Genomic DNA, 24201 nt, shown 5'->3' with positions numbered 1-24201 from the left:
AAGCGAAGCAATCCATCGCGCCGCATGTGTGGATGGATGGATTGCTTCGTCGCTCCCGCTCCTCGCAATGACGACATCGGCGACGGGCTGAGCACGACATGGACCTGATCGCCGACCATATCAGCCATCGCTTCGGCACGCTCGAGGTGCTCGACGATGTCTCGTTCCAGGTCGCCGCCGGCGAGGTCGTCGCGATCGTCGGTCCGTCCGGCTGTGGCAAGAGCACGCTGCTGTCGATCCTCGGAGGGCTGCTGCGGCCGACAGAGGGCCGAGCTGAATTGCGCGGTGCGCCGCCGGCCGGCAGCCTCAATCCGCTGACCTTCGTGTTCCAGGATTTTGCCCTGCTGCCGTGGAATACAGTGGAGGAGAACGTCGCGTTTCCGCTGCTGCATACGGGTTTGAGTGCCGGCGAGCGCAATGCCGTGATCGACGATGCGCTTCGCCGCACCGGGCTGACGGATTTCCGTGCCACCTATCCGAAGCAGTTGTCCGGCGGCATGCGTCAGCGCGTCGGCATCGCGCGCGCGCTCGCGGTGCGGCCCGCGATCCTGTTGATGGACGAGCCGCTGTCGGCGCTGGATTCGCAGACCCGCGAGCTGCTGATGGAGGATTTCGTCCGCCTGCTCGCCGATGGCGCGATGGGCGCGGTCTATGTCACGCATAATCTCGAGGAAGCGGTGCGGCTTGCCGACCGCATTGTCGTGCTGTCGCGCCGTCCCGGCCGTATCCAGGAGATCGTGACTGTCACGATGACGCGCGCCGAGCGTGGCGCAGCGGATGCGCGCGGCAAGTTGGCGTCGTTGCAGGGTGATCTGTGGTCGTTGATCCGGAAAGAAGCGATCGATGCCGAGCGCGAGGTCCAGCATGCTTGACCGGGCGGCGCCTGAGACCAAACAGCAATCCGCGGAGACGCCGCGACCGGTCGCGTTTCGCGGTGGCGGCTTTATGCCAGCGGGCAGCCGCTATGCCGGCTGGATCGTGCTCGCGCTGGTCATCGCGGTCTGGCAACTCGCCGGCAGCACGGGTTGGGTCAATCCGCTGTTCCTGCCCGCGCCGTCGGCGATTGCGGTTGCGATCTACAGGCTCGCGATGTCGGGGGCGCTGTGGCAGCACCTCTCATGGTCGATCATGCGGATCGGCACCGGCTGGATCATCGGCACCGCCGCGGGCATCATCGTCGGCTTTGCGATCGGGTTGTCGACCATGGCGCGCGGCGTCGGCATCACCTTCATCTCGGCGCTGTTTCCGATCCCGAAGATCGCGCTGCTGCCGCTTTTGATCCTGTGGCTCGGAATCGGCGAGGAGCCGAAGATCGCGACCATTGCGCTCGGTGTGTTCTTCTCGACCGCGATCTCGGTCTATAGCGGCGTCGATGCGGTGCCGCGCAATCTCATTCGGATGGCGCAAAGCTTCAACGTGCCGTTCCACGCCATCGTCCGCCGCGTGATCTGGCCGGGCGCGCTGCCTTCGATCCTGTCCGGTTTCCGCATCACCGCATCGGTCGCGCTGCTGCTGGTGGTGAGCGCCGAGATGATCGGCGCGCAATACGGCATCGGTGCTTTCGTGCTGCAGGCCGGCAATCTGATGCAGACCGATCAGCTGCTCGCCGGTGTCGTGATCCTGTCGCTGTTCGGGCTCGCGGTGGGCAGGTTGATCAATTTGCTGGAAGTGCGGCTATTGCACTGGCGGTGAAGACACGCTGCTGGCCACAACACCGACGTCGTCCCGGCGAAAGCCGGGACCCATAACCACAGGGAGTGGTTGTTAGAAGTACCTGGGGCCACAGCATCTTCAAAAACAGCGGGCGGTGGTTATGGGTCCCGGGTCGCGCTGCGCTTGCCCGGGACGACGGCCTTACGCGTTGCCCCGATCCTCGCGGAACAGATCGAGCTTCTGCTGCACCGGGCGGTCGGAGAACGAGAACAGCACGGAATCGGCGTCGGCCTCATGGGTGACCCAGCGCCAGCTCGGCACCACGAACAGATCGCGCGGGCCCCACTCGAAGGTTTCGTCGCCGACCCTCGTACGGCCCTTGCCTTCGATCGCGGCGAACACGGTCGCATCGGTGGACCGATAGCGCGCGGTCTTGAAGCCTTTCGGCAGCAGCTGGATGAAGGTGCCGATGGTCGGCATTGCGAAGTCGCCGGTCTCGGGATTGGAGAATTTCAGCTTCAGGCCGTGGCAGGCATCCCATTCATTGCTGGCCTTGGCCTGCTCCAGCGCCTCGCGGGTGTACTCGTAAGGGTAGTTGAAGATCGGTGAGGTTTTTGAGGTCCGCTTCTGGTCCACGGGCAGGAGGTTATGGCCGTAGCGCGCAAAGCTGTCGCCGGCGGGCCTGGAGATTTGCTGTTGGTCCTCCTTGGAGCCTTCGGCAAACGAGCAATCGAAGAACTGCACCATCGGGATGTCGAGCCCGTCGAGCCAGAACATCGGCTCGTTGGTTTCGTTGGAATGGTCGTGCCAGGTCATCGACGGCGTGATGACGAAATCGCCCGGCGACATCGCCGTGCGCTCGCCATCAACAGCGGTAAACGCGCCCTTGCCCTCGAGCACGAAGCGCAGCGCCGATTGCGCATGGCGATGGGCCGGCGCGACGTCACCCGGAATCACCATCTGCACGCCGGCAAACAGCGAGGTCGTGATCTTCGACTGGCCGCGCAGGCCGGGATTTTCCAATACCAGCACGCGGCGCTCGGCTTCCTTGGCCGTGATCAGTCGACCGGCCTCGTTCATGTAATCGCGGATCTGGTCGAACTTCCACAAATGCGGGCGGCAGGCGCTCCGCGGCTCCGGCGTGATCAGATCGTTCATCACGTTCCACAGCGCCGAGAGGTTTTCGCCGTCGATCTTCTGGTAGAACGCCTCGCGCTCCGGGGTCTTCTGCACGGCTTCCATGGGGGCCTCCCGTTATTATCGTTGAGATTGACAGCATACTGACAATATGGATAGCGTCAACGTCACGCAACAAGCCAAACGAGAAAATTGCAGGGAGGTTCCGATGAAGCTGCATGGCTATTTCCGCAGCAGCGCGTCCTACCGGGTCCGGATCGCGCTTAATCTGAAGGGCCTGACGCCAGAGCATCTGCCGCATCACCTGCGCAAGGGCGAACAATGCGCGCCCGCCTACCTCGCGATCAATCCGCAGGGGCTGGTGCCGACGCTGGAGGACGATGCAGGTGCGATCCTCACCCAGTCGCTCGCGATCATCGAGTGGCTGGATGAGACCAATCCCAATCCGCCGCTGCTGCCGAAGGATCCGCTGCGTCGCGCCAAGGTGCGGGCTTTCGCGCAGGCGATCGCCTGCGACACCCATCCGGTGCAGAATTTGAAAGTGCTGGCGCGGCTGCGTCAGCTCGGTTTGCCCGAAGAGAAGGTGACGGAATGGGCGGCCTGGGCCAACCGCGAGGGATTATCGGCGTGCGAGACCCTGATCGCCGGGGAGGCCGGGCCGTTCTGCTTCGGCGACATACCGACGCTTGCTGATCTCTGTCTGGTGCCGCAGCTCGCCAATGCACGGCGCTTTGGCGTCGATCTCGCGGCCTATCCGCGCCTGCTCAAGGCAGAAGCCGCTGCGAAGCAGGTGAAGGCATTCGTGGACGCGGCCCCGGACAAGCAACCCGATGCCGAGTAGCAAGCCAACGTCAGTGACGATGGACGCGGTCTATGCCGCGCCCGGCTATCTGTTCCGGCGCATGCAGCAGATCGCGGTCGCGCTGTTTGTCGAGGAGTGCAAGGCGTTCGATTTGACGCCGGTGCAATATGCCGCGCTGGTCGCGATCTCGACCCATCCCGGCATCGACGCCACCCGGCTCTCGGCGGTGATCGCCTTCGACCGTTCGACGCTCGGCAACGTGATCGAGCGGCTGGAGGCCAAGGAGTTCATCACCCGCAAGCCGACGCTTGAGGACCGGCGCGTCAAGCTGCTCTACCTCACCAAGGCTGGCGCCGCTGCGCTTGATAACATCATGCCTTCGGTCGAGAAGGCCCAGGCACGGATGCTGCAGCCGCTGAAGCCGGCCGACCGCAAGACCCTGCTGGCGCTATTGACCCAGCTGGTCGATCTCAACAACGAGGCCTCGCGCGTGCCGCTGCGCGCCGAGGACGCGCTCGAACATCTCGGGAAGTCGGGCTGATGGCGGAGACTAAACCCGTCCTGATCGCGGGCGGCGGCATCGGCGGGCTCGCCGTGGCGCTGGGGCTCGCGCAAAGGGGCATCCGCTCGATCCTGCTGGAGAAGGCGTCCACGCTCGGCGAGATCGGTGCCGGTATCCAGCTCGGGCCGAATGCATTCCACGCCTTCGACTATCTCGGCGTCGGTGAAGCCGCGCGCAACATGGCCGTCTATATCGATCAGCTCCGGCTGATGGATGCGCTCACCGCCGAAGAGATCACCCATATCGATCTCGGTGACAGCTTCCGCACGCGCTTCGGCAATCCCTATGCGGTGGTTCATCGCGGCGACCTGCATGGCGTGTTCCTGCGCGCCTGCCAGAGCCACGAGCTGGTCGAGCTGCGCGTCTCTAGCGAAGTGGTCGGCTACGAGCAGGATGGTTTATCCGTGACCGCAAAGCTAGGCGACGGCGAGCGGATCACCGGGCGGCTGCTGATCGGCGCTGACGGCCTCTGGTCGAACATCCGCAAGCAGGTCACGGCAGATGGCCCGCCGCGCGTCTCCGGCCACACCACCTATCGCTCGGTGATTCCGACCGAGCAGATGCCGGAGGATCTGCGCTGGAACGCAGCAACGCTGTGGGCCGGCCCGAAATGCCACATCGTGCATTATCCCCTTTCGGGCTGGAAGGTGTTCAACCTCGTCGTCACCTATCACAACGACGCGCCGGAGCCGGTTGCAGGCAAGCCGGTATCGGAGGAGGAGGTGATGAAGGGTTTTCGCCACGTCCATGAGCGGGCCCAAAGCATCATCCGCCACGGCACCAACTGGAAGCTCTGGGTGCTGTGCGACCGCGAGCCCACCGAGCACTGGATCGACGGCCGCGTGGTGCTGCTCGGCGACGCCGCGCATCCGATGCTGCAATATTTCGCACAAGGCGCCTGCCAGGCGATGGAGGACGCGGTGTGCCTGTCGCATATGCTGGCCCATCACGACGACCCGGCGGCGGCACTCGAAGCCTACCGTATCAGGCGCTTCCCGCGTACCGCGCGCGTGCAACTGATGTCGCGCGCGATCGGCGAGCACGTCTATCACCCCGCCGGCGAGCATGCCCGAATCCGCAACGCGGTGATGAGTGCGAAGTCGCAAGAGGAGTGGTGCGACGATATCGCGTGGCTGTATGGCGGGACTGGGTTGCTGGCATAACCACTGTCGTCCCGGGCAAGCGAAGCGCGACCCGGGACCCATAACCACCGATGTCAAGGTTATGCGACGCTGGGGCCACGGCGCGCCGCAACAACAAGCATTTGTGGTTATGGGTCCCGGCTTTCGCCGGGACGACGTCGAATGTGTGGTTGTTGCGTCCGGATACGGTGGAACTACATCCGCATCACCGCCTGCCGGTCGATCTTGCCCGTTCCGGTCTTCGGCAGTTCGTCGATGAATTTTACCTCGCGCGGGTACTTATACGGCAGCAGCTTCGCCTTGACGTAATCCTGCAGCCGCCGCGTCGCTTCGCCGCTGTCGAAACCGCTGCGGTTCATCACCACCACCGCCTTCAGCGTCATGCGGCGATCCGGCAGTTCCGCGGCATAGACGGCGCATTCGCGGACGTCGGGATGATCGGCAAGGCAGAGCTCGACTTCGAGCGGATAGACCCATTGGCCGGAGATCTTGATCAGATCGTCGGCGCGGCCGCGGAAGAAGTGGAAGCCGTCGCTGTCGCGCACGAAGCGGTCGCCGGTGTAGATCCACCCCTGTTCGCGCACAGTCTCGGCGGTCTTGTCGGGCCGGTTCCAGTACAGCGGCGTCGCGGAATCGCCGCGCACCCACAAAATGCCTTCCTCGTCGTCGGCGACCTCGCGGCCGTCACTGTCGCGCAGCATGATCTCGTAGCCGGGGACGCGCAGGCCGGCGGCGCCGAGCTTCTTGTTGTCCGCGCGGTTGCAGAGATAGATGTGCAGCACCTCGGTCGAGCCGAGGCCTTCGATGATCTCGAGCCCGGTCAGCGCCTTCCAGCCGTTGAAGACTTCCGCCGACAGAACCTCGGCGGCGGAGACCGCCATTCGCAGCGAGGAGAAGTCGGTGGCATCTGCACCCTCGGCCTTGGTCAGCGAGATGTAGAGCGTCGGCAGACCGAAGAACACGGTCGGGCGATATTGCTCGATCGCCGCGAAGATCGATGCCGGCTTCGGCTGGCCCGGCAGCAGCAGCGTGGCGGCGCCGACCGAGAACGGGAAGGTGATCGAATTGCCGAAGCCATAGGCGAAGAAGATCTTTGGGACCGAGAAGCAGATGTCGTCGGGCGTCAGTGTCAGAACGCTGCGGGCGAACGCCTGCTCGCTATAAGCCATATCGTGCTGCAGATGCACGATGCCCTTGGGGCGGCCGGTCGAACCCGACGAATACATCCAGAACGCCATCTCGTTGCGATCCGTGTCGGCCTCGTCGAGCTCGCTGCCAAATCCTCGCAGCCATTCGTCGGCAACGCGCGCATCTGCCACGGCGTGATCGCCGACTAAGCCGTTGACGACGACCAGCGTGCGCAGCGGCGTGTCCTTGCACGCTTCAGTGTTGAAGCGCGAACAAAATTCGGCGTCGGCGACGGCGACCTGCGCGCTGGCATCCGACAGATAGAATTGCAGCAGGTCCGGCGCGGTCAGCGTGTTGATCAAGAGCGGCACGAAGCCCGCGCGCACCGCGCCAAAAAACGCCGCCGGATAGGCCGGGGTGTCGTCGAGGAACAGCAGGATGCGGTCGCCGCGCTTGAGCCCCAGTGATCGAAAGCCGTGGCCCCAGCGCGCGGCCTCGGCGCAGAGCTCGCGATAGCTGTGCTTGCCGGCCGGGCCGATCAGCGCCGTGCGTTCGGCGTTTCCGTTGGTGAGATTGTCGAACAGGATGCGGCTTGCATTGTAGCGCTCGGGAACGGCAAAGCCGATTTCGCGCGCACCGAGGTTGTCCGGCGGGACCTGATCGACGATTGCAGTCATGACTTACCCTTCGCGGCTTCATAGCGGGCCATGAAGGCCGGCGACATCGTGCGCAGCCGCGCATTGTCGATCCGGCCGGAGCGGGTGATGTAGCTGTAGGCGAAATCCATCAGGTCGAGCGTCATGTGCGTGGGGAAATGCTCGTACCAGTCGGCGCTGGTGCGCGCGGCGGTGACGAGCTTCTTCACGATCGGTTTGCGCTCGCTTTCATAGCGCGCCAGCGCAGCCGGAATGCCATTCTCCGCTTCAAGCGCCTTGGTCAGCGCGATCGCATCCTCGATCGCAAGCCGCGTGCCGGAGCCGATCGAGAAATGCGCCGAATGCAGCGCGTCGCCGATCAGCACCATGTTGCCGTGCGACCAGCGCTCGTTCCAGATCCACGGGAAGTTACGCCACACCGACTTGTTCGAGATCAGCCGATGGCCCTCCAGTGTCGCCGCGAACATTTGTTCGCAGATCGCCTGCGAGTCCTCGATGCTCCCGTCGGCGAAGCCATAAGCCGCCCAGGTCGCCGCGTCGCACTCGACCAGGAATGTGCTCATGTCCTTGGCATAGCGGTAATGATGCGCGTTGAAGCTGCCGAGCTCGGTCGCGACGAAGGTCTGCGACAGCGTCGCGAAGGTCTTGGTGGTGCCATACCAGGCGAACTTGTTGCTCGAATGCGACACCGAGGCGCCGAACGCGGTCTCGAAATCGCGGCGAACCATCGAGTTCAGCCCGTCGGCGGCAACGATCAAATCGTAATCGCGGAGCTGGTCGACCGATTGCACCGATGTATCAAAGCGCGGCGTGACGCCGACGCTGCGAACGCGCCCTTGCAGGAGCGTCAGCAACGCCAGCCGGCCGATCGAGGCAAAGCCGACGCCGTCGATCTCGACGCTTTCGCCGCGTAAATTGAGCGTGATGTTCTGCCAGCTCTCCATCTGCGGCGCGATGGCGTCGACCGTATCGGGGTCGTCGGCACGCAGGAAGTCCAGCGCCTGCTCGGAGAACACCACGCCAAAGCCCCAGGTGGCGCCGGCGGCGTTCTGTTCGAACAGGTCGATCTCGGCGTCCGGATGACGCTTCTTCCAGAGATAGGCGAAATAGAGCCCGCCGGGCCCTCCGCCGATCACGGCGATCCGCAACGTCTGCCTCCCAGATTGACAGTGTACTTACAATTTCGCCGACACTAATCCGCCTCCGGTGGGAACGCCAGAGGGAAAATGCGCAGCGTTACTTCTTCTCCGCCTCGCCCAGCACCTTCTTGCAGGCCGGCGTCAGCCTGTCGCTCTCCTTGGCGAGGCAGGCGATGATGCGTCCGCCGCCGGGCGTCACGTCCTTGCAATATTTCTGGTAGTCGCCCATGCAGGCGTCGCGCTGCGCGGCGGTCAATTGCTGGGCCAACGCGGCACTTGATGCGCTGAGCAGCGCGGCGGTCAGGATGATACGCAGCATCGGTTGCTTCCTTCTCCGGAGCAATTGAACCTATTGCGCCGCGAACGACGCCAGCACGTCGCGACACTCCGGCGAGAGCGAGCCCGCATTGGTCGCCAGGCACTGCATGATCCGGCCGCCGCCGGGTTGAACGCCGCCGCAGATCGAGCGAACATCGGCACCGCAGGCCGAGCGCAGCACGAACAGCTCTTCGCGTGGCCGCATCGGCCGTAGCATGATCACGGTCGGCGCAGCCGGGGGCGCCGCGGCAGGTGCGGAGCCTCCACCGCTCGCGGCGGCAACCGCCCGCTCGCAGCCCGGCGAGAGCCTTGCCTTGTTCTTCTCCAGGCACTGTAGCGCCGGCGCGCCGCCGGTCGGCACACCAGCGCAAACGCTGGGATAATCGGACCGGCAGGCGCTGCGGATCGCGGAGATCTGCGCGCTGCTCGGCTTCCTGGCCGTTGCCTTCGGCGCTGCGGCCTCTGCGGCGGGCTTGGCGGCCGGTGCGGCGGGAGCCGCTTCCGTCTTCGCTGGAGCGGAGTCGGCCTTCGGCGCGGACTCGGCGGGCGGCGCTTCAACCGCACGCACCGCACCGGCGCAGCCCGGAGCGAGGCTCGCCATGTTCTTCTGCAGGCATTGCAGCGACGCCGCGCCGCCCGGCGGGATGCTGGAGCAATGCGCGATGTAGTCGTTGCGGCATTGCGACTTGATGGCGTCGCGCTGGGCCTGGGTGGGCGCCTGCGCCAGGGCCGGTGCGGCGTTCACGAATGCGGCCAGTGCGAACAAAGCCGAAAGCGTTGCCGCACGTCTCAACGTGATGGTCATTTTCACTCAATCCCTTTGTTGTCGCCGGAAGCCGCCGCTTCAACCGAAGTCAATTTATGAAAAGTCTTGCTGTAACAACCTCAGCGGGCGACATCATTTTCGGTTTCGAGTTCCACGGCAAGCAGATTGTTGCTATGGACTACATCAAGCTGGCCTTCGCCCGACACGACGTCTTCGATAAGCATTCTGAATCGAGGCTTGGACATGAGGCATGCGCGCATACCGGTACATTCCACGCTAAGCGATTTTGTGCGACTGCGAACGCCGCGCGTGATGCGCATTGCTTTCGTCACGGCAGCCTTCGTCAGTTTAAGTGCCTGCGAACAAAATAGTTTTGTTCCGCCCCCAGCCCCGAAGGTCGAGGTTGCGCCGCCGGTGCAGCGCGCCATCACGCGCTATCTCGACGCCACTGGGAATACCGCGCCGATCAAGAGCGTCGATCTGGTCGCGCGCGTGCAGGGCTTTCTGCAGGCGATCAATTATCAGGACGGGACCTTCGTGAAGGAGGGGACCACCCTGTTCACGATCGAGCCGGAGACCTACAAGCTGAAGCTCGAGCAGGCGCAAGCCGCCGAAGTCGGTGCGCAGGCGACGGTGAAGCAGGCCGAGGCCGACTTCAAGCGGCAGTCGGACCTGGTGCAGCGGCAGGCGGTCTCGCAGGCGACGCTGGATAGCTCGACCTCCTCGCGCGACAACGCGCAGGCCAGTCTGCAGCAGGCCCAGGTCAACACCAGGATCGCCGCGGTCAATTACGGCTACACAAATGTGGCCGCGCCGTTCGACGGCATCGTCAGCAATCATTTGGTCTCGGTCGGCGAATTGGTCGGCGTCGCGTCGCCCACCCAGTTGGCCACCATCGTGCAGCTCGACCCGATCTATGTGAATTTCAACGTCAGCGAACAGGATGTGCAGCGCGTGCGCGACGAAGCGCGCAAGCGCGGCATGACGACAAACGAGATCAGGCAATTGCCGATCGAGGTCGGCCTGCAGACCGAAACCGGCTATCCGCACAAGGGCAAGCTCGACTACATCTCGCCGACGGTCAATCAGTCGACCGGCACGCTTCCGGTGCGTGGCCTGGTGCCCAATCCGGATCGGGTGCTGCTGCCGGGATTCTACGTCCGCGTTCGCGTGCCCTTCGACAAGCAGGAGAATGCGCTGCTGGTGCCCGACACCTCGATCGGCAGCGACCAGGCCGGGCGCTACGTGCTGGTGGTCAACGCCGACAATGTGGTCGAGCAGCGCAAGGTGCAGACCGGCCCGCTCGATGATGGCTTGCGCGTCATCGAGAGCGGCCTGAAGCCGGACGATCGGGTCGTGACCGCCGGGCTGCTGCGCGCGATCCCCGGGCAGAAGGTCGATCCGCAGGTTCAGAAGAGCGACGCGGCGCCGGCACCGGCCAAATAGGGGCGCGCCATGATTTCGAAATTCTTCATCGAGCGCCCGGTTCTTTCCAACGTCATCGCGATCCTGATGGTGCTGCTCGGCGGCGTGGCGCTATATAATCTCGCGGTCGCGCAATATCCCGACGTGGTGCCGCCGGCCGTTCAGGTGACGACGCGTTATCCCGGTGCATCGGCGAAAACCGTCGTCGACACCGTGGCGCTGCCGATCGAGCAACAGGTCAACGGCGTCGAGGACATGCTCTACATGCAGTCCTACAGCGGCGCCGACGGCACCTATTCGCTGACGGTGACCTTCAAGATCGGCACCGACCTCAACTTCGCGCAGGTGCTGGTGCAGAACCGCGTCTCCAGCGCGCTGTCGCAGCTGCCGCAGGCGGTGCAGAACCAGGGCGTCACGGTCCAGAAGAAGTCGACCTCGATCCTGCTGTTCGTGACGCTGACCTCGCCGAACGAGACCTACGACAGCTTGTTCCTGTCGAACTACGCGACCATCAACATTCGTGACGAGCTGTCGCGGCTATCAGGCGTCGGCAACGTCACGGTGTTCGGCGCCGGACAATATTCGATGCGGGTCTGGCTCGATCCGAACAAGCTGCAGGTGCGCGGGTTGATGCCGCAGGACGTCATCCAGGCGATCCAGCAGCAGAGCCAGCAGGTCACGGCCGGCCAGGTCGGCGCGCCGCCGACGCCGGCGGGGCAGGCGTTCCAGTACACGCTGAATGTCAACGGCCGGCTCGACGACAAGGCCCAGTTCGAGGATATCATCGTCAAAACAGGCAGTGTCGGCGACGTCACCCGCGTCCGCGACGTTGGCTGGGTCGAACTCGGCGCGCAGACCTACAGCCAGATATTCTCGTTGAACCAGAAGCCGGCCACCGGCATCGGCGTGTTCCAGTCGCCGGGCGCCAATGCGCTGCAGGTCGAAAAGGCCATTCAGAGCAAGATGGCCGAGCTGGCCAAGCAGTTCCCGCAGGACATCAAATACGACACGCCGTTCGACACCACCAAATTCGTCAATGCCTCGATCGAAGAAGTTTACAAGACGCTGCTCGAGGCCGGCCTGCTGGTGCTGGTCGTGATCCTGGTGTTCCTGCAGGACTGGCGCGCGATGCTGGTGCCGGCGACCACCGTGCCGGTCACCATCATCGGCGCCTTCGCCGCGATGGCCGCGCTCGGTTTCACGATCAATTTGTCGACGCTGTTTGCGATCGTGCTCGCGATCGGCATCGTGGTCGATGACGCCATCGTGGTGGTCGAGGGCGCCGCGCACAATATCGAGCGTGGCATGAATGGGCACGACGCCGCGATCAAGGCGATGGACGAATTGTTCGGACCAATCGTCGGCATCACGCTGGTCTTGATCTCGGTGTTCCTGCCGGCGGCCTTCCTGCCAGGGCTGACCGGGCGGATGTACGCGCAATTCGCGCTGGTGATCGCCGCGACCGCGCTGCTCAGCGCGGTCAATGCCGCGACATTGAAGCCGACGCAATGCGCGCTGTGGCTGCGTCCGCCGGTGCCACCAGAGCAGCGCAATTTCTTCTACCGCGGCTTCAACGCGGTCTATGACCGGCTGGAGCGCGGCTATGCAAGGCTGGTCGGCCGCATTGCCGCGCACGCCAAGGTGTCGGTCGCAATTGCGCTGATCCTGATTGGGCTCGCCGGCTACGGCCTGTCGCGGGTGCCGACCGGCTTCATCCCGATCGAGGACCAGGGCTATCTGCTGGCGGCCGTACAATTGCCCGACGGCGCGGCGCTGGACCGCACCCAGCACGTGCTCGACCGAGTCACCGAGATCGCCGGCAAGACGCCTGGAGTCGAGCAGGTCGTCAGCATTGCCGGCATCTCCGCGCTCGACAATTCGTCGAGCCTTGCCAATGCCGGCGTCGCCTATCTCATCTTGAAGGACTGGGGCGCGCGCGCGAAGGGCGAGGACCTGCGCTCGCTGGTCTATGGTCTCAACGACAAGCTCGCGGTGATCCCGGAGGCGCGCATCCTGGTGATCCCGCCGCCGCCGATCCAGGGTATCGGCAATGCCGCGGGCTTTGCCATGCAGGTCGAGCTGCGCGACGGCAACGCCGATTACGGCAAGCTGCAGGCGGTGACCGGCGCGATCGTCCGCAATGCGCAGACCCAGAGCGCGCTGCAGCGCGTGCAATCGTCGTTCCGCTCGATGGTGCCGCAATTCGACGTCGAGGTCGACCGCATCAAAACGCAGACCCTGCACGTCACGACCGACCAGATCTTCTCGACATTGTCGTCCTATCTCGGCGCGAGCTACGTCAACCAGTTCACCAGGTTCGGCCGCACCTTCCAGGTCTACACCCAGGCCGACGCCCAGTTCCGCCTGACCTTGCGCGATATCGAGAACCTGATGGTGCGCAACAGCCAGGGCGACATGATCCCGCTCGGCACGGTCGCGACAATCACGCCGTCGGTCGGACCGTCGCTGATCAGCCTCTACAATCTCTATCCGTCGGCAACCGTCATCGGCCTGCCCGCGCAGGGCTACGCATCTGGCCAGTCGATGGCGCTGATGGAGGAGATCGCCGCAAAAACCCTGCCGCCCGGCTCCGGCTTTGAGTGGACGGCGATGTCGTACCAGGAGAAGGCGGTCGGCGGTCAAATCTACTACACGTTCGCCCTGGCGCTGCTGCTGGTCTATCTCGTGCTCGCTGGACAATATGAGAGCTGGTACGCGCCGATCTCGGTGATATTAGCCGTGCCGCTGTCGCTGCTCGGCCCGACGCTGGTGCTGACGTCGTTGCGGATCGACAACAACCTCTACACCCAGATCGGCATCATCCTGCTGATCGCGCTGTCCGCGAAAAACGCGATCCTGATCGTCGAGGTCGCGCTCGAGCATCATGTGCGCGACGGCAAGCCGGTGCTGGAGTCGGCCATCGACGCCGCCCGCGCCCGATTCCGGCCGATCCTGATGACGTCCTTTGCCTTCATCCTCGGTGTGCTGCCGCTTGTTATCGCGACCGGCGCCGGCGCCAACGCCCGCAAATCGATCGGCATCACGGTGTTCTCAGGCATGATCGCCTCGACCTGCCTCGCGGTGCTGTTCGTACCGGCGTTCTTCGTCGTGGTGCAGAACTTTGAGAACTGGCGCAAGGCGAGGAGGGCGGCCGGACCGCAAGTGGCGCCGCAGCCGTCAGGCACGGTGCACTGAAGCTTCCCCTGCCCGTTCTTCGCCTGCACGATTTCTGAATAATGGAAGAATAGCGGTGAGTTGCCCGACGTGTCAAGCGTCCGAGTCGGGCGCCGGCAACCGCCGGCTACTTTGCATGGGGTTGTTTTCGATATTTTGGCAGGCGCGTTGGGTGGGCACGGCGCGAGCGCCTTTGCCCACCCAACGGCCTCTCGCTGCGAGCTACACCTTCACCATCCGCTTGCCGCGGTTCTCGCCGGCGAGCAGCCCGATCAGCGCGCTCGGCGTGTTCTCGATGCCGTCGATGACGTCCTCCTGCACCTTCAGCTTGCCCGAGGCGACCCAGGACTGCAGCTCAGCGAGGGCGGCGTCGCGCTGGTCCATGTAGTCCATCACGATGAAGCCTTGCATGATCAGCCGCTTCACCACGATCAGGCCGGGCACGCCGCGCGGGCCGTGCGCGGAGGGGGCGCCGTCATATTGCGAGATCGCGCCGCAGCAGGAGATGCGGCCGCGGTTGTTCATCTGCGCGAGGCAAGCCTCAAGGATGTCGCCGCCGACATTGTCGAAATAGACGTCGATACCCTTGGGCGCCGCGGCGCGCAGCGCCTTGTAGGTGGCGCCATCCTTGTAGTCGACCGCCGCATCGAAGCCGAGTTCGCTGGTCAGCCAGTGGCACTTGTCCTTGCCGCCGGCAATGCCGACGACGTGGCAGCCTTTGATCTTGGCGATCTGGCCGACGATCGAGCCGACCGAGCCGGCGGCGGCCGATACCACCACGGTCTCGCCCTCCTTCGGCTTGCCGACATGGAGCAGGCCGAAATAAGCGGTCAGTCCGGCAATGCCGTAGACGCTCAGCAGATGCGTCATCGGTTCGAGCTTCGGCATCTTGGAAAGGTGCTTTGCCGGCACCGCGGCATAGTCCTGCCAGCCGGTGTCGCCGAACACGATGTCGCCGGCCTTCAGGCCCGGGTCCTTCGACGACACCACTTCGGCGATGCCGCCGCCGGCCATCACGGTGTTGGCCTCGACCGCGGCGCGGTAGGTGGCGCCATGCATCCAGGCGCGGTTGGCGGCGTCAAGCGAAATGTAGCGCGTCCGCAGCAGCGCCTCGCCGTCCTTCGGTTCGGGGATCGCGCCCTTGGTCAGGCGAAAATGCTCGGGGCCAAGCTTGCCGGTCGGCTTCTCAACAAGCAGGATCTGGCGATTGACGGTGTCGTTCATGGTGACATCTCCCCTCTGATTGATCTCTCCGGATGCAGTTTGACTGCGCCGCAGGCGGTGTTTGCACAGATTGTGCGCTGCATGAAGGCTAGTCCGCGTGCTGGCATTCCACAACGGGAACGTTTTGGCCAAGTCCCGCAAAGGTCAACGGGACGCGATGCGTGTTGCATAGGTGCGTAAATCTGCCACACTTGCCCCAGCTGGAACTTACGGGGGTAAGAATGTCGAACAGGTTTACGCAGTACATCCTGATTGCGATGGTCCTTGGCATCGCGATGGGGACGATCATCTTCAACTATCTTCCTGACAGCCGCGCCGAGATCGCAGCTGATGTCAATCTGATCGCGATGCTGTTCCTGCGCCTGATCAAGATGATCATCGCGCCGCTGGTGTTCGCAACCCTCGTCGGCGGCATCGCCCATATGGGCTCGGGTGCCAAGCTCGGGCGCATCTTCGCCAAGACCATGGGCTGGTTCGTCTCCGCGTCATTCATCTCGCTGCTGCTCGGCCTCGTGATGGTCAATCTGCTGCAGCCGGGCGCCAACTTCCCCGGCACGCTGCCCGACAAGGCGCAGTCGACCGGCCTGCCGGTGTCGGCGTTCTCGATCGAGAAATTCCTGACCCACCTCATCCCGACCTCGATCGCGGATGCGATGGCGCAGAATGAGATCCTGCAGATCGTGGTGTTCGCGGTGTTCTTCGCGGTGGCGCTCGGCGCCATGCCGGAGCGTGCCAAGCCGCTGATGGCGCTGATCGACGATCTCGGCCACATCATGCTCAAGGTCACCAGCTACGTGATGCTGTTCGCGCCGATCGCGGTGTGGGCCGCGATCACGGCGACCGTGGCCAAGAACGGCCTTCTGGTGCTGTGGAAGCTGATCGTCTTCATGGGCGGCTTCTATGTCTCGCTAATGCTCCTGTGGGGCATCCTGGTCATCGTCGGCTTCATCGTCATCGGGCCACGGTACAGTCACTTGCTGCGGCTGATCCGCGAGCCGCTGATGATCGCGTTCTCGACCGCCTCGTCGGAGGCGGCCTATCCGAAGACGCTGGAGGGGCTGAACAAGTTCGGCGCCTCGTCGCGGATCTCGGCCTTCGTGCTGCCGCTCGGTTACTCGTTCAATCTCGACGGCACGATGATGTACTGCACTTTCGCGAGTATCTTTATCGCGCAGACCTACCACATCGAGATGTCGCTCGGCACGCAGTTCGCGATGCTGGCGACGCTGATGATCACCTCGAAGGGCGTCGCCGGCGTGCCGCGCGCCTCCCTCGTCGTGATCGCCTCGACGCTCGGCCAGTTCGGCATTCCCGAGGCCGGTCTGTTGATGATCATGGGCATCGATACCTTCCTCGACATGGGCCGCAGCGCCACCAACGTGATCGGCAACTCGCTGGCGACGTCGGTGGTCGCGAAGTGGGAAGGCGAGCTGAAGGCCGAGCACGAGCTCGGGCCTGATGAGGCTGTGCCTTCCGATGCCATTGCGGGTGACGCTGTGCCGGCACATTGACGGGAGGGATGCATGCATCGCTCCCGATCGAGGCCGCTACGGGCTGAGCGCCCGCCGTTGTCGGCATGCTTGCTGGCAGCAAGTCTGCTGTCAGCCTGTCTGCTGGCAGCGCCGGCTGTCGCGCAGTCGGCCGGCGAGGGGCTCAGCCCCACGCTCGCTAATATCAAGGCCACCCACAGCGTGCGGGTCGGCTATCGCGAGAGCTCGCCGCCGTTCTCGTTTGTCGACCATTCCAACCGGCCGATCGGCTACAGCCTCGAACTGTGCGACGCAATCGTCGACGAGATCGGGGCCGAGGTCGACGACACCGGCCTGAAGATCGACTACGTCAAGGTCACCTCCGACGACCGTATTCCGGCGGTCGTCGACAAGAAGATCGATCTCGAATGCGGATCGACCACGGCGAACGCCGAGCGCGGCAAGCAGGTGGCGTTCTCGCCGCTGATGTTCGTGGCCGGCACCAAGCTGATGGTGCCGAAGGCATCTGGCGTGACCCAGGTCGCCGATCTCAAGGGCAAGACGGTGGTGGTGACCAAGGGCACCACCAACGAGCAGGCGATGCACAATGTCGACGCCAAGCAGTCGCTTGGCCTCAACATCGTCGTCGCCGGCGACCACGAGCAATCCTACCAGATGCTGGTGGACGGCAAGGCGGATGCGTTCGCGACCGACGACATCCTGCTCTACGGCCTGATCGCGCGGCACAAGTCGCAGGACAAGTTCCGCGTCACCGGCGATTATCTGTCCTACGATCCCTACGGCATCATGTACCGCAAGGGCGAACCGCAGATGAAGGACGTGGTGGAGCGCGCCTTCCGCAAGCTCGCCTCCAACCGCGACATCGTTCCGCTCTACAACAAATGGTTTGTCTCTCGGCTGCCGACCGGCGAGAAACTCAATGTCCCGATCTCGCCGCAACTCGAAGAGGCTTTCAAGGTGCTGGACGACGCCCAGAGCAACTAGCGGCGTCGCCTCGCAAACATCGACGTCGTCCCGGCCTGGTGCGCAATTGCGCACGGGAGCCGGGACCATACGCCGTGATCGATCGAGAGGCGCGGTCGGAGTTACCTCCCGCAACAACTGACATTTGTGATTATGGGTCTCGGCCTTCGCCGGGACGACGAGATTGTGCGAACACCTCATCCAGCGCCGCGTAGTACGCCGCTTCGACCAGCTCCGGATGCAGCCTACCCAGTGCTTCCATCTTCACCCCGGAATTCACCTCGAGGATTTGCCAGCTTCCATCGGCGCGCACCACATCGATCGAGGCGAAGCGGATGCGAAGCGCCTGTGCGGCCTCGATCGCGAGGGCGACGCAGGCGTCACGATCGGGACTCTCGGTCAGCAACATCGGCGCGGCGCCTGAGTCGAGATTGTGCCGCCAGTTGAGGATGCGTCGCTCGCCGACCGGCAGAATGGCGTCGAGTTCGGCGGCAGAGAAATCCTCAGTGATGATCTCGAGCTGTTGTGCAGGCACGGTGCGCTGCGCCAACTCGCGCAGCGAATGCGTGCCGTCGCCCGTCACGAAGGGGCGCGTCTTGCTGTAGACGATCAGCGCGCGGTCATCGAGCAGCACGACGCGGACCTCGTCGTCAACGCCGACATAGGGCGAGATCGCGAGACTGGAATAGGCGCCAAGGATGCGCGCGACGGCCGTCTCCAGTTGCGCCTTCGTCGTCACGCGGACGACAAACTCGCCCGATGTGCCCTCGTTCGGCTTGACGACAAGGCCGCGCGGATGCGCATCGAGAAGCCGCAGCATGGCGTCGAACGAATCCGATCCCGGAATATGCGCGCTGAGCTTCGCGCCAAGAAACAGCGTGTGCGGGATGACGGGGATTCCGGCCAATGCCAGCACCTCGGCGCAGGCCGCCTTGTCGTTGGCGGCCTGATTCGCGACCGCGCTGTTCAGCCCGATATCGTAGCCGATCGCGAGCCGCCGCTGGCCGTCCCGCTGCATGATGACCAGCCAGCCGCCCGACCGCACCTCGATCGCGATTTCGTGCGCGAGACAATATTTTTTGATGGTTTCCAGGAAGATTCGCTGGCTGATCAGGACCACTGAATGATTTTCCCTTCGCAGCGGTTTTCGTAGCAATTAATTGCCAGATCGGCGGCGATCTCAGCAAGTAAATTGCGCCCTTTCCGGCGCGTTAACGATGCCGTGGTCGAACCTTTTTGCGCAATTAATCGACTGCCATTCCAAGATCGCAATTGCACGCCAGATGATCTTGACTATCTCATGCATCGGCGCAAGGAACACGCGAGATCGTCAATGATTTCGGTCACATCAGCGCGGTCGCGAGCCAACTAGAAATCAAATCATTCCAAATCTGGTCAATCGAGAAAACGAAACACATGAGCGCGTTCTATCGAGAGAAGGTTCTTTCCGTTCAGCACTGGACCGATACGCTTTTCAGCTTCCGAGCCACCCGCGATTCCGGTTTCCGCTTCCAGAATGGCCAGTTTGCCATGATCGGCCTCGAGGTCGAGGGACGGCCGCTGCTGCGCGCCTATTCGATGGCGAGCGCCAATCACGAGGAAGAGCTCGAGTTCTTCTCGATCAAGGTGCAGGACGGCCCGCTCACCTCCAAGCTGCAGAAGATCAAGGAGGGTGACACCATCCTGGTCGGCCGCAAGGCGACCGGCACGCTGATCACCGACAATCTGATTCCCGGCAAGCGGCTGATGCTGCTGTCGACCGGCACCGGCCTTGCGCCGTTCGCGAGCCTGATCAAGGACCCCGAGGTCTATGATCAGTACGACTCGATCGTGCTGGTCCATGGCTGCCGCCAGGTCTCCGAACTCGCCTATGGCGAGGAGCTGGTCGCAAAGCTGCGCGACGACGAATTGTTCGGGCCGTTGCTCTCCGAGAAGCTGTCGTACTATCCGACCGTGACGCGCGAGCCGTTCCGCAACCGTGGCCGCATCACCGATCTGATCTCCTCCAACCAGCTGTTCAGCGACCTGCATCAGGGCCCGCTCGACATCGAGACCGACCGCATCATGATGTGCGGCAGCCCGGGCATGCTGGACGAGCTGAAGCAGCTGTTCGAGAGCCGCGACTTCAAGGAAGGCAGCGGCAACACGCCCGGTCACTTCGTGATCGAGAAGGCGTTCGTCGAGCGCTGACGCCGTCCTCTTTTCGTCATTCCGGGGCGCGCGAAGCGGGAGCCCGGAATCCATAACCACCGCTTTTTGTTTGACGAAGGCTGGGGCCCCATCGGGCTCCAGCCATTTTCATTTGTGGTTATGGATTCCGGGCCCATCGCTTCGCGATGTCCCGGAATGACGGGTGAAGTGATGGCGTCACGCATCCCCCCGCTGCTATAACGCCCCGAACGCGGCGCGGCCTCACCGACGCGGCGGCCAGGGAGCTGCACTTTGTCCATCACCGATTCCGATCCACCGAAGACCGCCTTTGTGTTTGCCGGCGGCGGCAGTTTTGGCGCGATCCAGGTCGGCATGCTGCACTCGCTGGTCAGCCACGGCATCGCCGCGGACATGGTGGTCGGCTCCAGCGTCGGCGCGCTGAACGGCGCCTTCTTTGCCGGCGATCCGACGCTGCCGGGCGTCGAGCGGCTGGCCGAGATCTGGCGCGGCCTGCACCGGCAGGACGTCTTCCCGGTGAACTGGCGGACGCTGCTCGGCTTCCTGCTGCGGCGGGATTTCCTGATTCCGCACGACGGCATCCGCAAACTGATCGAGGATCACATCCCGTTCCGCAACCTGCAGGACGCACAATTGCCTGTCCATATCGTCACCACCGACCTCATCACCGGTGACAGCGTGGTGCTGTCGGAAGGCTCGACCGCGGAGGCGATCGTGGCGTCGACGGCGATACCCGGCGCCTTCACGCCGGTGCATTATGGCGACCATTTCCTGGTTGACGGTGCGATCTCCAGCAACACGCCGGTCCGCGTCGCGGTGAAGAAGGGCGCCAGGCGCCTGATCGTGCTGCCGACCGGGCATGCCTGCGCCAACGAGGCGCCGCCGGTCGGCGCGCTGGCCAACGCGCTGCATGCGCTGACGCTGCTGATCGCGCGGCAACTCGTCAACGAGCTGGAAAACATCGGCCCCGGCGTCGAGTATTTCGTGGTGCCGCCACTCTGCCCGCTGGTCGGATCGCCCTACGATTTCTCCCGCACCTCGGATCATATCGCCCGCGCCATCGACGCCACCGATGCCTGGCTCGCCGACGATGCGGTAAAGCAGGGCCTCATCCCCCACGAATTGCGGCCGCACGACCATTAGCTTGGTCACCTCGCCCCGCTTGCGGGGAGAGGTCGGATTTTACGCGAAGCGAAAAATCCGGGTGAGGGGGAGCCTCCGCGAACTCGTCTGTCGCCGTGTATGCGGAGACAGCCCCTCACCCCAACCCTCTCCCCGCAAGAGCGGGGCGAGGGAGCAACGTCGAGCCCCGCGCCCTGGTGCACCGCAATAGCCGCTTTCGAATCAATTTGACCGGTTGTGACGGGGACACTGCCCATTCGGGTGGTTGTCACATCTGTGACTGCTCGGCGGTATAACCGTGTAGAATTGGTTCCGCGAGTTGGATTAGGCTCACGCGCAAGCTGGTTCTGCCGATTGGTTGAGGGGTTCTATGGAAACGATGCTGCTTCCGTTCTCGCCGCGCTTCGTCGTGCTGACGATCTGCTCCGTCGTCACCGCGCTGCTGCTGGCAATTGGAATTTTTGACCACAAGATCTTCGACATCATCCTGGTCCCGCTGATCATCTTCGGCGCGCTGACCTTGCTCGGCATCCGCGACCTCACCCAGAAGAGCCATGCGGTGCTGCGCAACTACCCGATCTCGGCGCATATACGCTTCCTGCTCGAGGAAATCCGCCCCGAGATGCGGCAGTATTTCTTCGAGAGCGAGAAGGACGGCATGCCGTTCTCCCGCGATACCCGCGCGCTGGTCTATCAGCGCGCCAAAATGGTGCTCGACAAGCGGCCGTTCGGCACCCAGGAGGACGTCTACCGCGACGGCTATGAATGGATGCACCATTCGATGGCGCCGAAGCCGCATGCCGAGGAGAAATTCCGCATCACCATCGGCGGTCCCGACTGCACCAGGCCGTATTCGGCCTCGGTGTTCAACATCTCGGCGATGAGCTTTGGCGCGCTGAGCCCGAACGCGGTGCGGGCGCTGAACGCCGGCGCCAAGAAGGGCGGCTTTGCCCACGACACCGGCGAGGGCGGCGTCAGCCCCTACCACCGCGAAATGGGCGGTGACATCATCTGGGAGGTCGGCTCCGGCTATTTCGGCTGCCGCAATCGCGATGGCACCTTCAATCCGGATGAATTCGCCCGTGTCGCGGCCGACGATCAGATCAAGATGGTCGAGCTCAAGGTCAGCCAGGGCGCCAAGCCCGGCCATGGCGGTGTGCTGCCAGCGGCAAAGGTCTCCGAAGAGATTTCCAGGATCAGGGGCGTGGCCATGGGCGAGGACTGCATCTCGCCGGCCTATCACAAGGCGTTCTCCACCCCGCTGCAGATGATGGAATTCGTCGGCCAGATGCGAAAATTGTCCGGCGGCAAGCCGGCCGGCTTCAAACTGTGCATCGGCCATCCCTGGGAGTTCCTGGCGATCTGCAAGGCGATGAAGGAGAGCGGGATCTATCCTGATTTCATCGTGGTCGACGGCAATGAAGGCGGCACCGGTGCGGCGCCGCTCGAGTTCATGGACCATCTGGGCATGCCGATGCGCGAGGGCGTCAACTTCGTCCACAATGCGCTGATCGGCATCGGTGCGCGCGATCGCATCAAGATCGGCGCCTCCGGCAAGATCGCGACCGCCTTCGACATGGCGCGCGCGATGGCGATCGGGGCCGACTGGTGCAATTCGGCGCGCGGCTTCATGTTCTCACTCGGCTGCATTCAGTCGCTGAGCTGCCACACCGACCGCTGCCCGACCGGGGTCACCACCCAGGATCCGTCGCGCAACCGCGCACTCTATGTCCCCGACAAGAGCGAGCGCGTCTACAACTACCATCACTCGACCCTGCATGCGCTCACCGAGCTGCTCGCCGCCGCCGGCCTCGAACACACCCAGGACCTGCGGTCGATCCACTTCTCGCAGCGGACCTCGACCACCGAGGTCTGTTCCTTTGCCGAGCTCTATCCGGCGCTGCGTCCGGGCGAATTGCTCGAAGGCACCCAGGACCGCCGCTTCCGCGAGGCCTGGGCGATGGCGCGCGCGGACACGTTCCAGCCGGCGGGGTAGATGTATCAACAAACACGGCGTCGTCCCGGCCTGCGCCCATAGGCGCTAAAATAGGATTTGCGCGTTGGATTTGCGTGTGATTCCAAGAAGAGATGAGAAACGAATCGCTTGTGAACGAAGACTGGGCGCGTGTTGTTTCGCGGCTGGGCGGAGCTGAGGCTCTGGAGGCTGGCGCGCGGGAGACGAAGGCGTTTGTTCGCCCGCGCGAGATCAGCAATGCAGTCGATCTGCTGCGGCTGATCCTTGCGTATTGCCTGGGCACGAGAGGTCTGCGGTTGACGGCGGCATGGGCGACTTCGGTGGGCCTTGTCGATATCTCCAACGTGGCTCTGTTATACCGGCTGCGTCAGTCCGGGGATTGGCTTGCACAGCTGATAGGCCGGGCACTTGCGAGCGGTGCGCCGAAGGCAAGCCGCGGTCGACTGATCCGCATCGTTGACGCCACGACGGTCCCAAAAGCTGGAACCGGCGGCAGGCAGAAGAATGCGGTGTGGCGCATCCACAGTGCGTTCGATCTTCCGCAAGAACGTTTTGGTCACTTCGAGCTGACCGACGAACGCGCGGGCGAGACGCTGGACCGGATCCCGCTGATTGCCGGCGAGATCCGTCTTGCCGACCGCGCCTATCTGCAGCCGGAGCGCATGGCGTATCTGGTCGAGGCCGGTGCGGACTTCGTGATCCGCTCGGGCTGGAAGAGCGCTTGTTGGCTGGATCGCAAAGGCAATCTGATCGATCTCGTCGCCGAACTGCGCAAGGCCGCGGCACGCGGCATCATCGACCGGCCGATCTGGGTAAAACGCAAGTCTGGTGGAGCACCGCTTGCTGTGCGTTTGGTTGCCGTCAAGAAACCTGCAGATGCGGCTCAGGCTGCACGGCGCAAGGCACGCAGGACGGCTCAGAAGGGAGGCCATCGTCTCTCCAGGCAAACGCTTGATGCTGCGGATTGGGTGATCCTGGTGACCTCGCTCAAGCCCGAGGACTTCACAACCGCTGATCTGCTTGCCCTTTACCGGCTGCGATGGCGGATCGAACTCGGCTTCAAGCGGCTGAAGAGCCTGATTGGCTTGAAAGGACCTCCAGGAACTGACGAGCGGTCTGCCAGACCCCATATCCTCGCTCACCTGCTGATCATTCTTCTGCTCGAGCCGCTTGTCGACGAACTCGAGGACTCTCCCCGCTTGGCCGAAGCCGCCTAACCAGACCTGCAGCATGGCGCCTGCTCCGTCAGCTCATCGCCTCCCTGCTCCAAGCCATCATTCCCCAGCCCACAATCGCGCGTCTGCGCAGAGCCAGCCTCGCTCTCCAACGACATCTGCGCGAGCCTCCCAGACGTAA

The 24201-nt window shown here is 63.8% G+C and carries 20 protein-coding genes; 13 read left to right on the top strand and 7 right to left on the bottom strand.

Translation table 11 applies throughout. The features are described 5' to 3' along the window. Positions 1-98: 98 nt before the first annotated feature. The gene (locus UP09_RS10330) at positions 99-872 is read left to right on the top strand and encodes an ABC transporter ATP-binding protein (protein ID WP_044538045.1); all 774 of its coding nucleotides are present in this window, start codon (positions 99-101) and stop codon (positions 870-872) included. Continuing rightward, on the top strand, positions 865-1692 hold the full coding sequence (locus UP09_RS10325; protein ID WP_044538044.1) for an ABC transporter permease: 828 nt from the start codon (positions 865-867) through the stop codon (positions 1690-1692). The genes UP09_RS10330 and UP09_RS10325 overlap by 8 nt, the downstream gene beginning before the upstream one ends. Positions 1693-1854: 162 nt before the next feature. Here UP09_RS10325 and gtdA read toward each other — a convergent pair whose 3' ends face one another. Beyond that, the gene (gtdA, locus tag UP09_RS10320; protein ID WP_044538042.1) at positions 1855-2895 is read right to left on the bottom strand and encodes a gentisate 1,2-dioxygenase; all 1041 of its coding nucleotides are present in this window, start codon (positions 2893-2895) and stop codon (positions 1855-1857) included. 103 nt (positions 2896-2998) lie between these two features. On the opposite strand from gtdA, the gene maiA reads away from it, so the two are divergent. The 3 genes from maiA to UP09_RS10305 are packed head-to-tail and all read left to right on the top strand — an operon-like array spanning position 2999 to position 5317. Further along, positions 2999-3631: a maleylacetoacetate isomerase gene (gene maiA / locus UP09_RS10315; protein WP_044538041.1), complete on the top strand. Its 633-nt coding sequence runs from the start codon at positions 2999-3001 to the stop codon at positions 3629-3631. Next, positions 3621-4133, top strand: coding sequence for a MarR family winged helix-turn-helix transcriptional regulator (locus UP09_RS10310; RefSeq protein WP_044538040.1), 513 nt, complete (start codon positions 3621-3623; stop codon positions 4131-4133). The genes maiA and UP09_RS10310 overlap by 11 nt, the downstream gene beginning before the upstream one ends. Next, complete coding sequence (locus UP09_RS10305) at positions 4133-5317, top strand: 3-hydroxybenzoate 6-monooxygenase (RefSeq protein ID WP_044538039.1); 1185 nt, start codon at positions 4133-4135, stop codon at positions 5315-5317. Before UP09_RS10310 ends, UP09_RS10305 begins: the two co-directional genes overlap by 1 nt. 173 nt (positions 5318-5490) lie before the next feature. Here UP09_RS10305 and UP09_RS10300 read toward each other — a convergent pair whose 3' ends face one another. The 4 genes from UP09_RS10300 to UP09_RS10285 all read right to left on the bottom strand — a co-directional run bounded on the left by UP09_RS10300 (position 5491) and on the right by UP09_RS10285 (position 9342). Further along, entirely contained in the window at positions 5491-7101 is a 1611-nt protein-coding gene (locus UP09_RS10300; RefSeq protein ID WP_044538038.1) for a benzoate-CoA ligase family protein, read from the bottom strand. After that, a complete protein-coding gene (locus UP09_RS10295; protein WP_044538037.1) occupies positions 7098-8228 on the bottom strand; it encodes an FAD-dependent monooxygenase in 1131 nt (376 codons plus the stop codon). Before UP09_RS10295 ends, UP09_RS10300 begins: the two co-directional genes overlap by 4 nt. 88 nt (positions 8229-8316) lie before the next feature. Then, positions 8317-8538, bottom strand: coding sequence for a cysteine rich repeat-containing protein (locus UP09_RS10290; RefSeq protein ID WP_044538036.1), 222 nt, complete (start codon positions 8536-8538; stop codon positions 8317-8319). Positions 8539-8568: 30 nt separating this feature from the next. After that, complete coding sequence (locus tag UP09_RS10285) at positions 8569-9342, bottom strand: hypothetical protein (RefSeq protein ID WP_044538035.1); 774 nt, start codon at positions 9340-9342, stop codon at positions 8569-8571. A gap of 273 nt (positions 9343-9615) precedes the next feature. On the opposite strand from UP09_RS10285, the gene UP09_RS10280 reads away from it, so the two are divergent. Together UP09_RS10280 and UP09_RS10275 are read left to right on the top strand one after the other, a co-directional pair. Further along, a complete protein-coding gene (locus tag UP09_RS10280) occupies positions 9616-10749 on the top strand; it encodes an efflux RND transporter periplasmic adaptor subunit (protein ID WP_044538034.1) in 1134 nt (377 codons plus the stop codon). Between the two features lie 9 nt (positions 10750-10758). After that, positions 10759-13923, top strand: coding sequence for an efflux RND transporter permease subunit (locus tag UP09_RS10275; RefSeq protein WP_044538033.1), 3165 nt, complete (start codon positions 10759-10761; stop codon positions 13921-13923). Between the two features lie 201 nt (positions 13924-14124). Here the strand turns inward: UP09_RS10275 and UP09_RS10270 are convergent, their stop codons facing one another. Further along, on the bottom strand, positions 14125-15126 hold the full coding sequence (locus UP09_RS10270; protein WP_044538032.1) for an NADP-dependent oxidoreductase: 1002 nt from the start codon (positions 15124-15126) through the stop codon (positions 14125-14127). Positions 15127-15347: 221 nt separating this feature from the next. Between UP09_RS10270 and UP09_RS10265 the strand changes: the two genes are divergently transcribed. Together UP09_RS10265 and UP09_RS10260 are read left to right on the top strand one after the other, a co-directional pair. Next, positions 15348-16637, top strand: a complete 1290-nt coding sequence (locus UP09_RS10265) for a dicarboxylate/amino acid:cation symporter (RefSeq protein WP_044538031.1) — start codon at positions 15348-15350, stop codon at positions 16635-16637. Between the two features lie 12 nt (positions 16638-16649). Then, the gene (locus UP09_RS10260; RefSeq protein WP_245301876.1) at positions 16650-17600 is read left to right on the top strand and encodes an amino acid ABC transporter substrate-binding protein; all 951 of its coding nucleotides are present in this window, start codon (positions 16650-16652) and stop codon (positions 17598-17600) included. A 130-nt stretch (positions 17601-17730) separates the two neighbouring features. On the opposite strand, the gene UP09_RS10255 is transcribed toward UP09_RS10260, so the two are convergent. Next, on the bottom strand, positions 17731-18699 hold the full coding sequence (locus UP09_RS10255; protein ID WP_044538029.1) for an ATP-grasp domain-containing protein: 969 nt from the start codon (positions 18697-18699) through the stop codon (positions 17731-17733). 296 nt (positions 18700-18995) lie between these two features. Here UP09_RS10255 and UP09_RS10250 point away from each other — a divergent pair, with 296 nt between their 5' ends. The 4 genes from UP09_RS10250 (at position 18996) to UP09_RS10235 (ending at position 24062) form a co-directional block, all read left to right on the top strand. Next, positions 18996-19769 carry a ferredoxin--NADP reductase gene (locus tag UP09_RS10250; protein ID WP_044538028.1) on the top strand — a complete coding sequence of 258 codons (774 nt, stop codon included), beginning with the start codon at positions 18996-18998 and terminating at the stop codon, positions 19767-19769. Between the two features lie 252 nt (positions 19770-20021). Beyond that, the gene (locus tag UP09_RS10245) at positions 20022-20891 is read left to right on the top strand and encodes a patatin-like phospholipase family protein (protein WP_082070079.1); all 870 of its coding nucleotides are present in this window, start codon (positions 20022-20024) and stop codon (positions 20889-20891) included. 349 nt (positions 20892-21240) lie between these two features. Next, positions 21241-22866 (top strand): FMN-binding glutamate synthase family protein, encoded by a 1626-nt coding sequence (locus UP09_RS10240; RefSeq protein WP_044538027.1) that lies wholly within the window; start codon positions 21241-21243, stop codon positions 22864-22866. Positions 22867-22958: 92 nt separating this feature from the next. After that, on the top strand, positions 22959-24062 hold the full coding sequence (locus UP09_RS10235; protein ID WP_044535962.1) for an IS4 family transposase: 1104 nt from the start codon (positions 22959-22961) through the stop codon (positions 24060-24062). Positions 24063-24201 lie beyond the last annotated feature (139 nt).

Source organism: Bradyrhizobium sp. LTSP885 (genome assembly GCF_000938305.1).
Taxonomy (GTDB): Bacteria; Pseudomonadota; Alphaproteobacteria; order Rhizobiales; family Xanthobacteraceae; genus Bradyrhizobium.
The sequence above is the reverse complement of the archived record's forward strand: the minus strand, read 5'-3'. Positions and strand labels throughout refer to the sequence as shown.

Coding starts and splice junctions, on each gene's coding strand:
- UP09_RS10310 (WP_044538040.1), top strand. CDS start 3,621: ATGCCGAGTAGCAAGCCAACGTCAGTGACGATGGACGCGGTCTATGCC.
- UP09_RS10290 (WP_044538036.1), bottom strand. CDS start 8,538: ATGCTGCGTATCATCCTGACCGCCGCGCTGCTCAGCGCATCAAGTGCC.
- UP09_RS10280 (WP_044538034.1), top strand. CDS start 9,616: ATGCGCATTGCTTTCGTCACGGCAGCCTTCGTCAGTTTAAGTGCCTGC.
- UP09_RS10325 (WP_044538044.1), top strand. CDS start 865: ATGCTTGACCGGGCGGCGCCTGAGACCAAACAGCAATCCGCGGAGACG.
- UP09_RS10260 (WP_245301876.1), top strand. CDS start 16,650: ATGCATCGCTCCCGATCGAGGCCGCTACGGGCTGAGCGCCCGCCGTTG.
- gtdA (WP_044538042.1), bottom strand. CDS start 2,895: ATGGAAGCCGTGCAGAAGACCCCGGAGCGCGAGGCGTTCTACCAGAAG.
- UP09_RS10330 (WP_044538045.1), top strand. CDS start 99: ATGGACCTGATCGCCGACCATATCAGCCATCGCTTCGGCACGCTCGAG.
- UP09_RS10285 (WP_044538035.1), bottom strand. CDS start 9,342: ATGACCATCACGTTGAGACGTGCGGCAACGCTTTCGGCTTTGTTCGCA.
- UP09_RS10270 (WP_044538032.1), bottom strand. CDS start 15,126: ATGAACGACACCGTCAATCGCCAGATCCTGCTTGTTGAGAAGCCGACC.
- UP09_RS10305 (WP_044538039.1), top strand. CDS start 4,133: ATGGCGGAGACTAAACCCGTCCTGATCGCGGGCGGCGGCATCGGCGGG.
- maiA (WP_044538041.1), top strand. CDS start 2,999: ATGAAGCTGCATGGCTATTTCCGCAGCAGCGCGTCCTACCGGGTCCGG.
- UP09_RS10265 (WP_044538031.1), top strand. CDS start 15,348: ATGTCGAACAGGTTTACGCAGTACATCCTGATTGCGATGGTCCTTGGC.
- UP09_RS10235 (WP_044535962.1), top strand. CDS start 22,959: ATGAGAAACGAATCGCTTGTGAACGAAGACTGGGCGCGTGTTGTTTCG.
- UP09_RS10275 (WP_044538033.1), top strand. CDS start 10,759: ATGATTTCGAAATTCTTCATCGAGCGCCCGGTTCTTTCCAACGTCATC.
- UP09_RS10300 (WP_044538038.1), bottom strand. CDS start 7,101: ATGACTGCAATCGTCGATCAGGTCCCGCCGGACAACCTCGGTGCGCGC.
- UP09_RS10250 (WP_044538028.1), top strand. CDS start 18,996: ATGAGCGCGTTCTATCGAGAGAAGGTTCTTTCCGTTCAGCACTGGACC.
- UP09_RS10240 (WP_044538027.1), top strand. CDS start 21,241: ATGGAAACGATGCTGCTTCCGTTCTCGCCGCGCTTCGTCGTGCTGACG.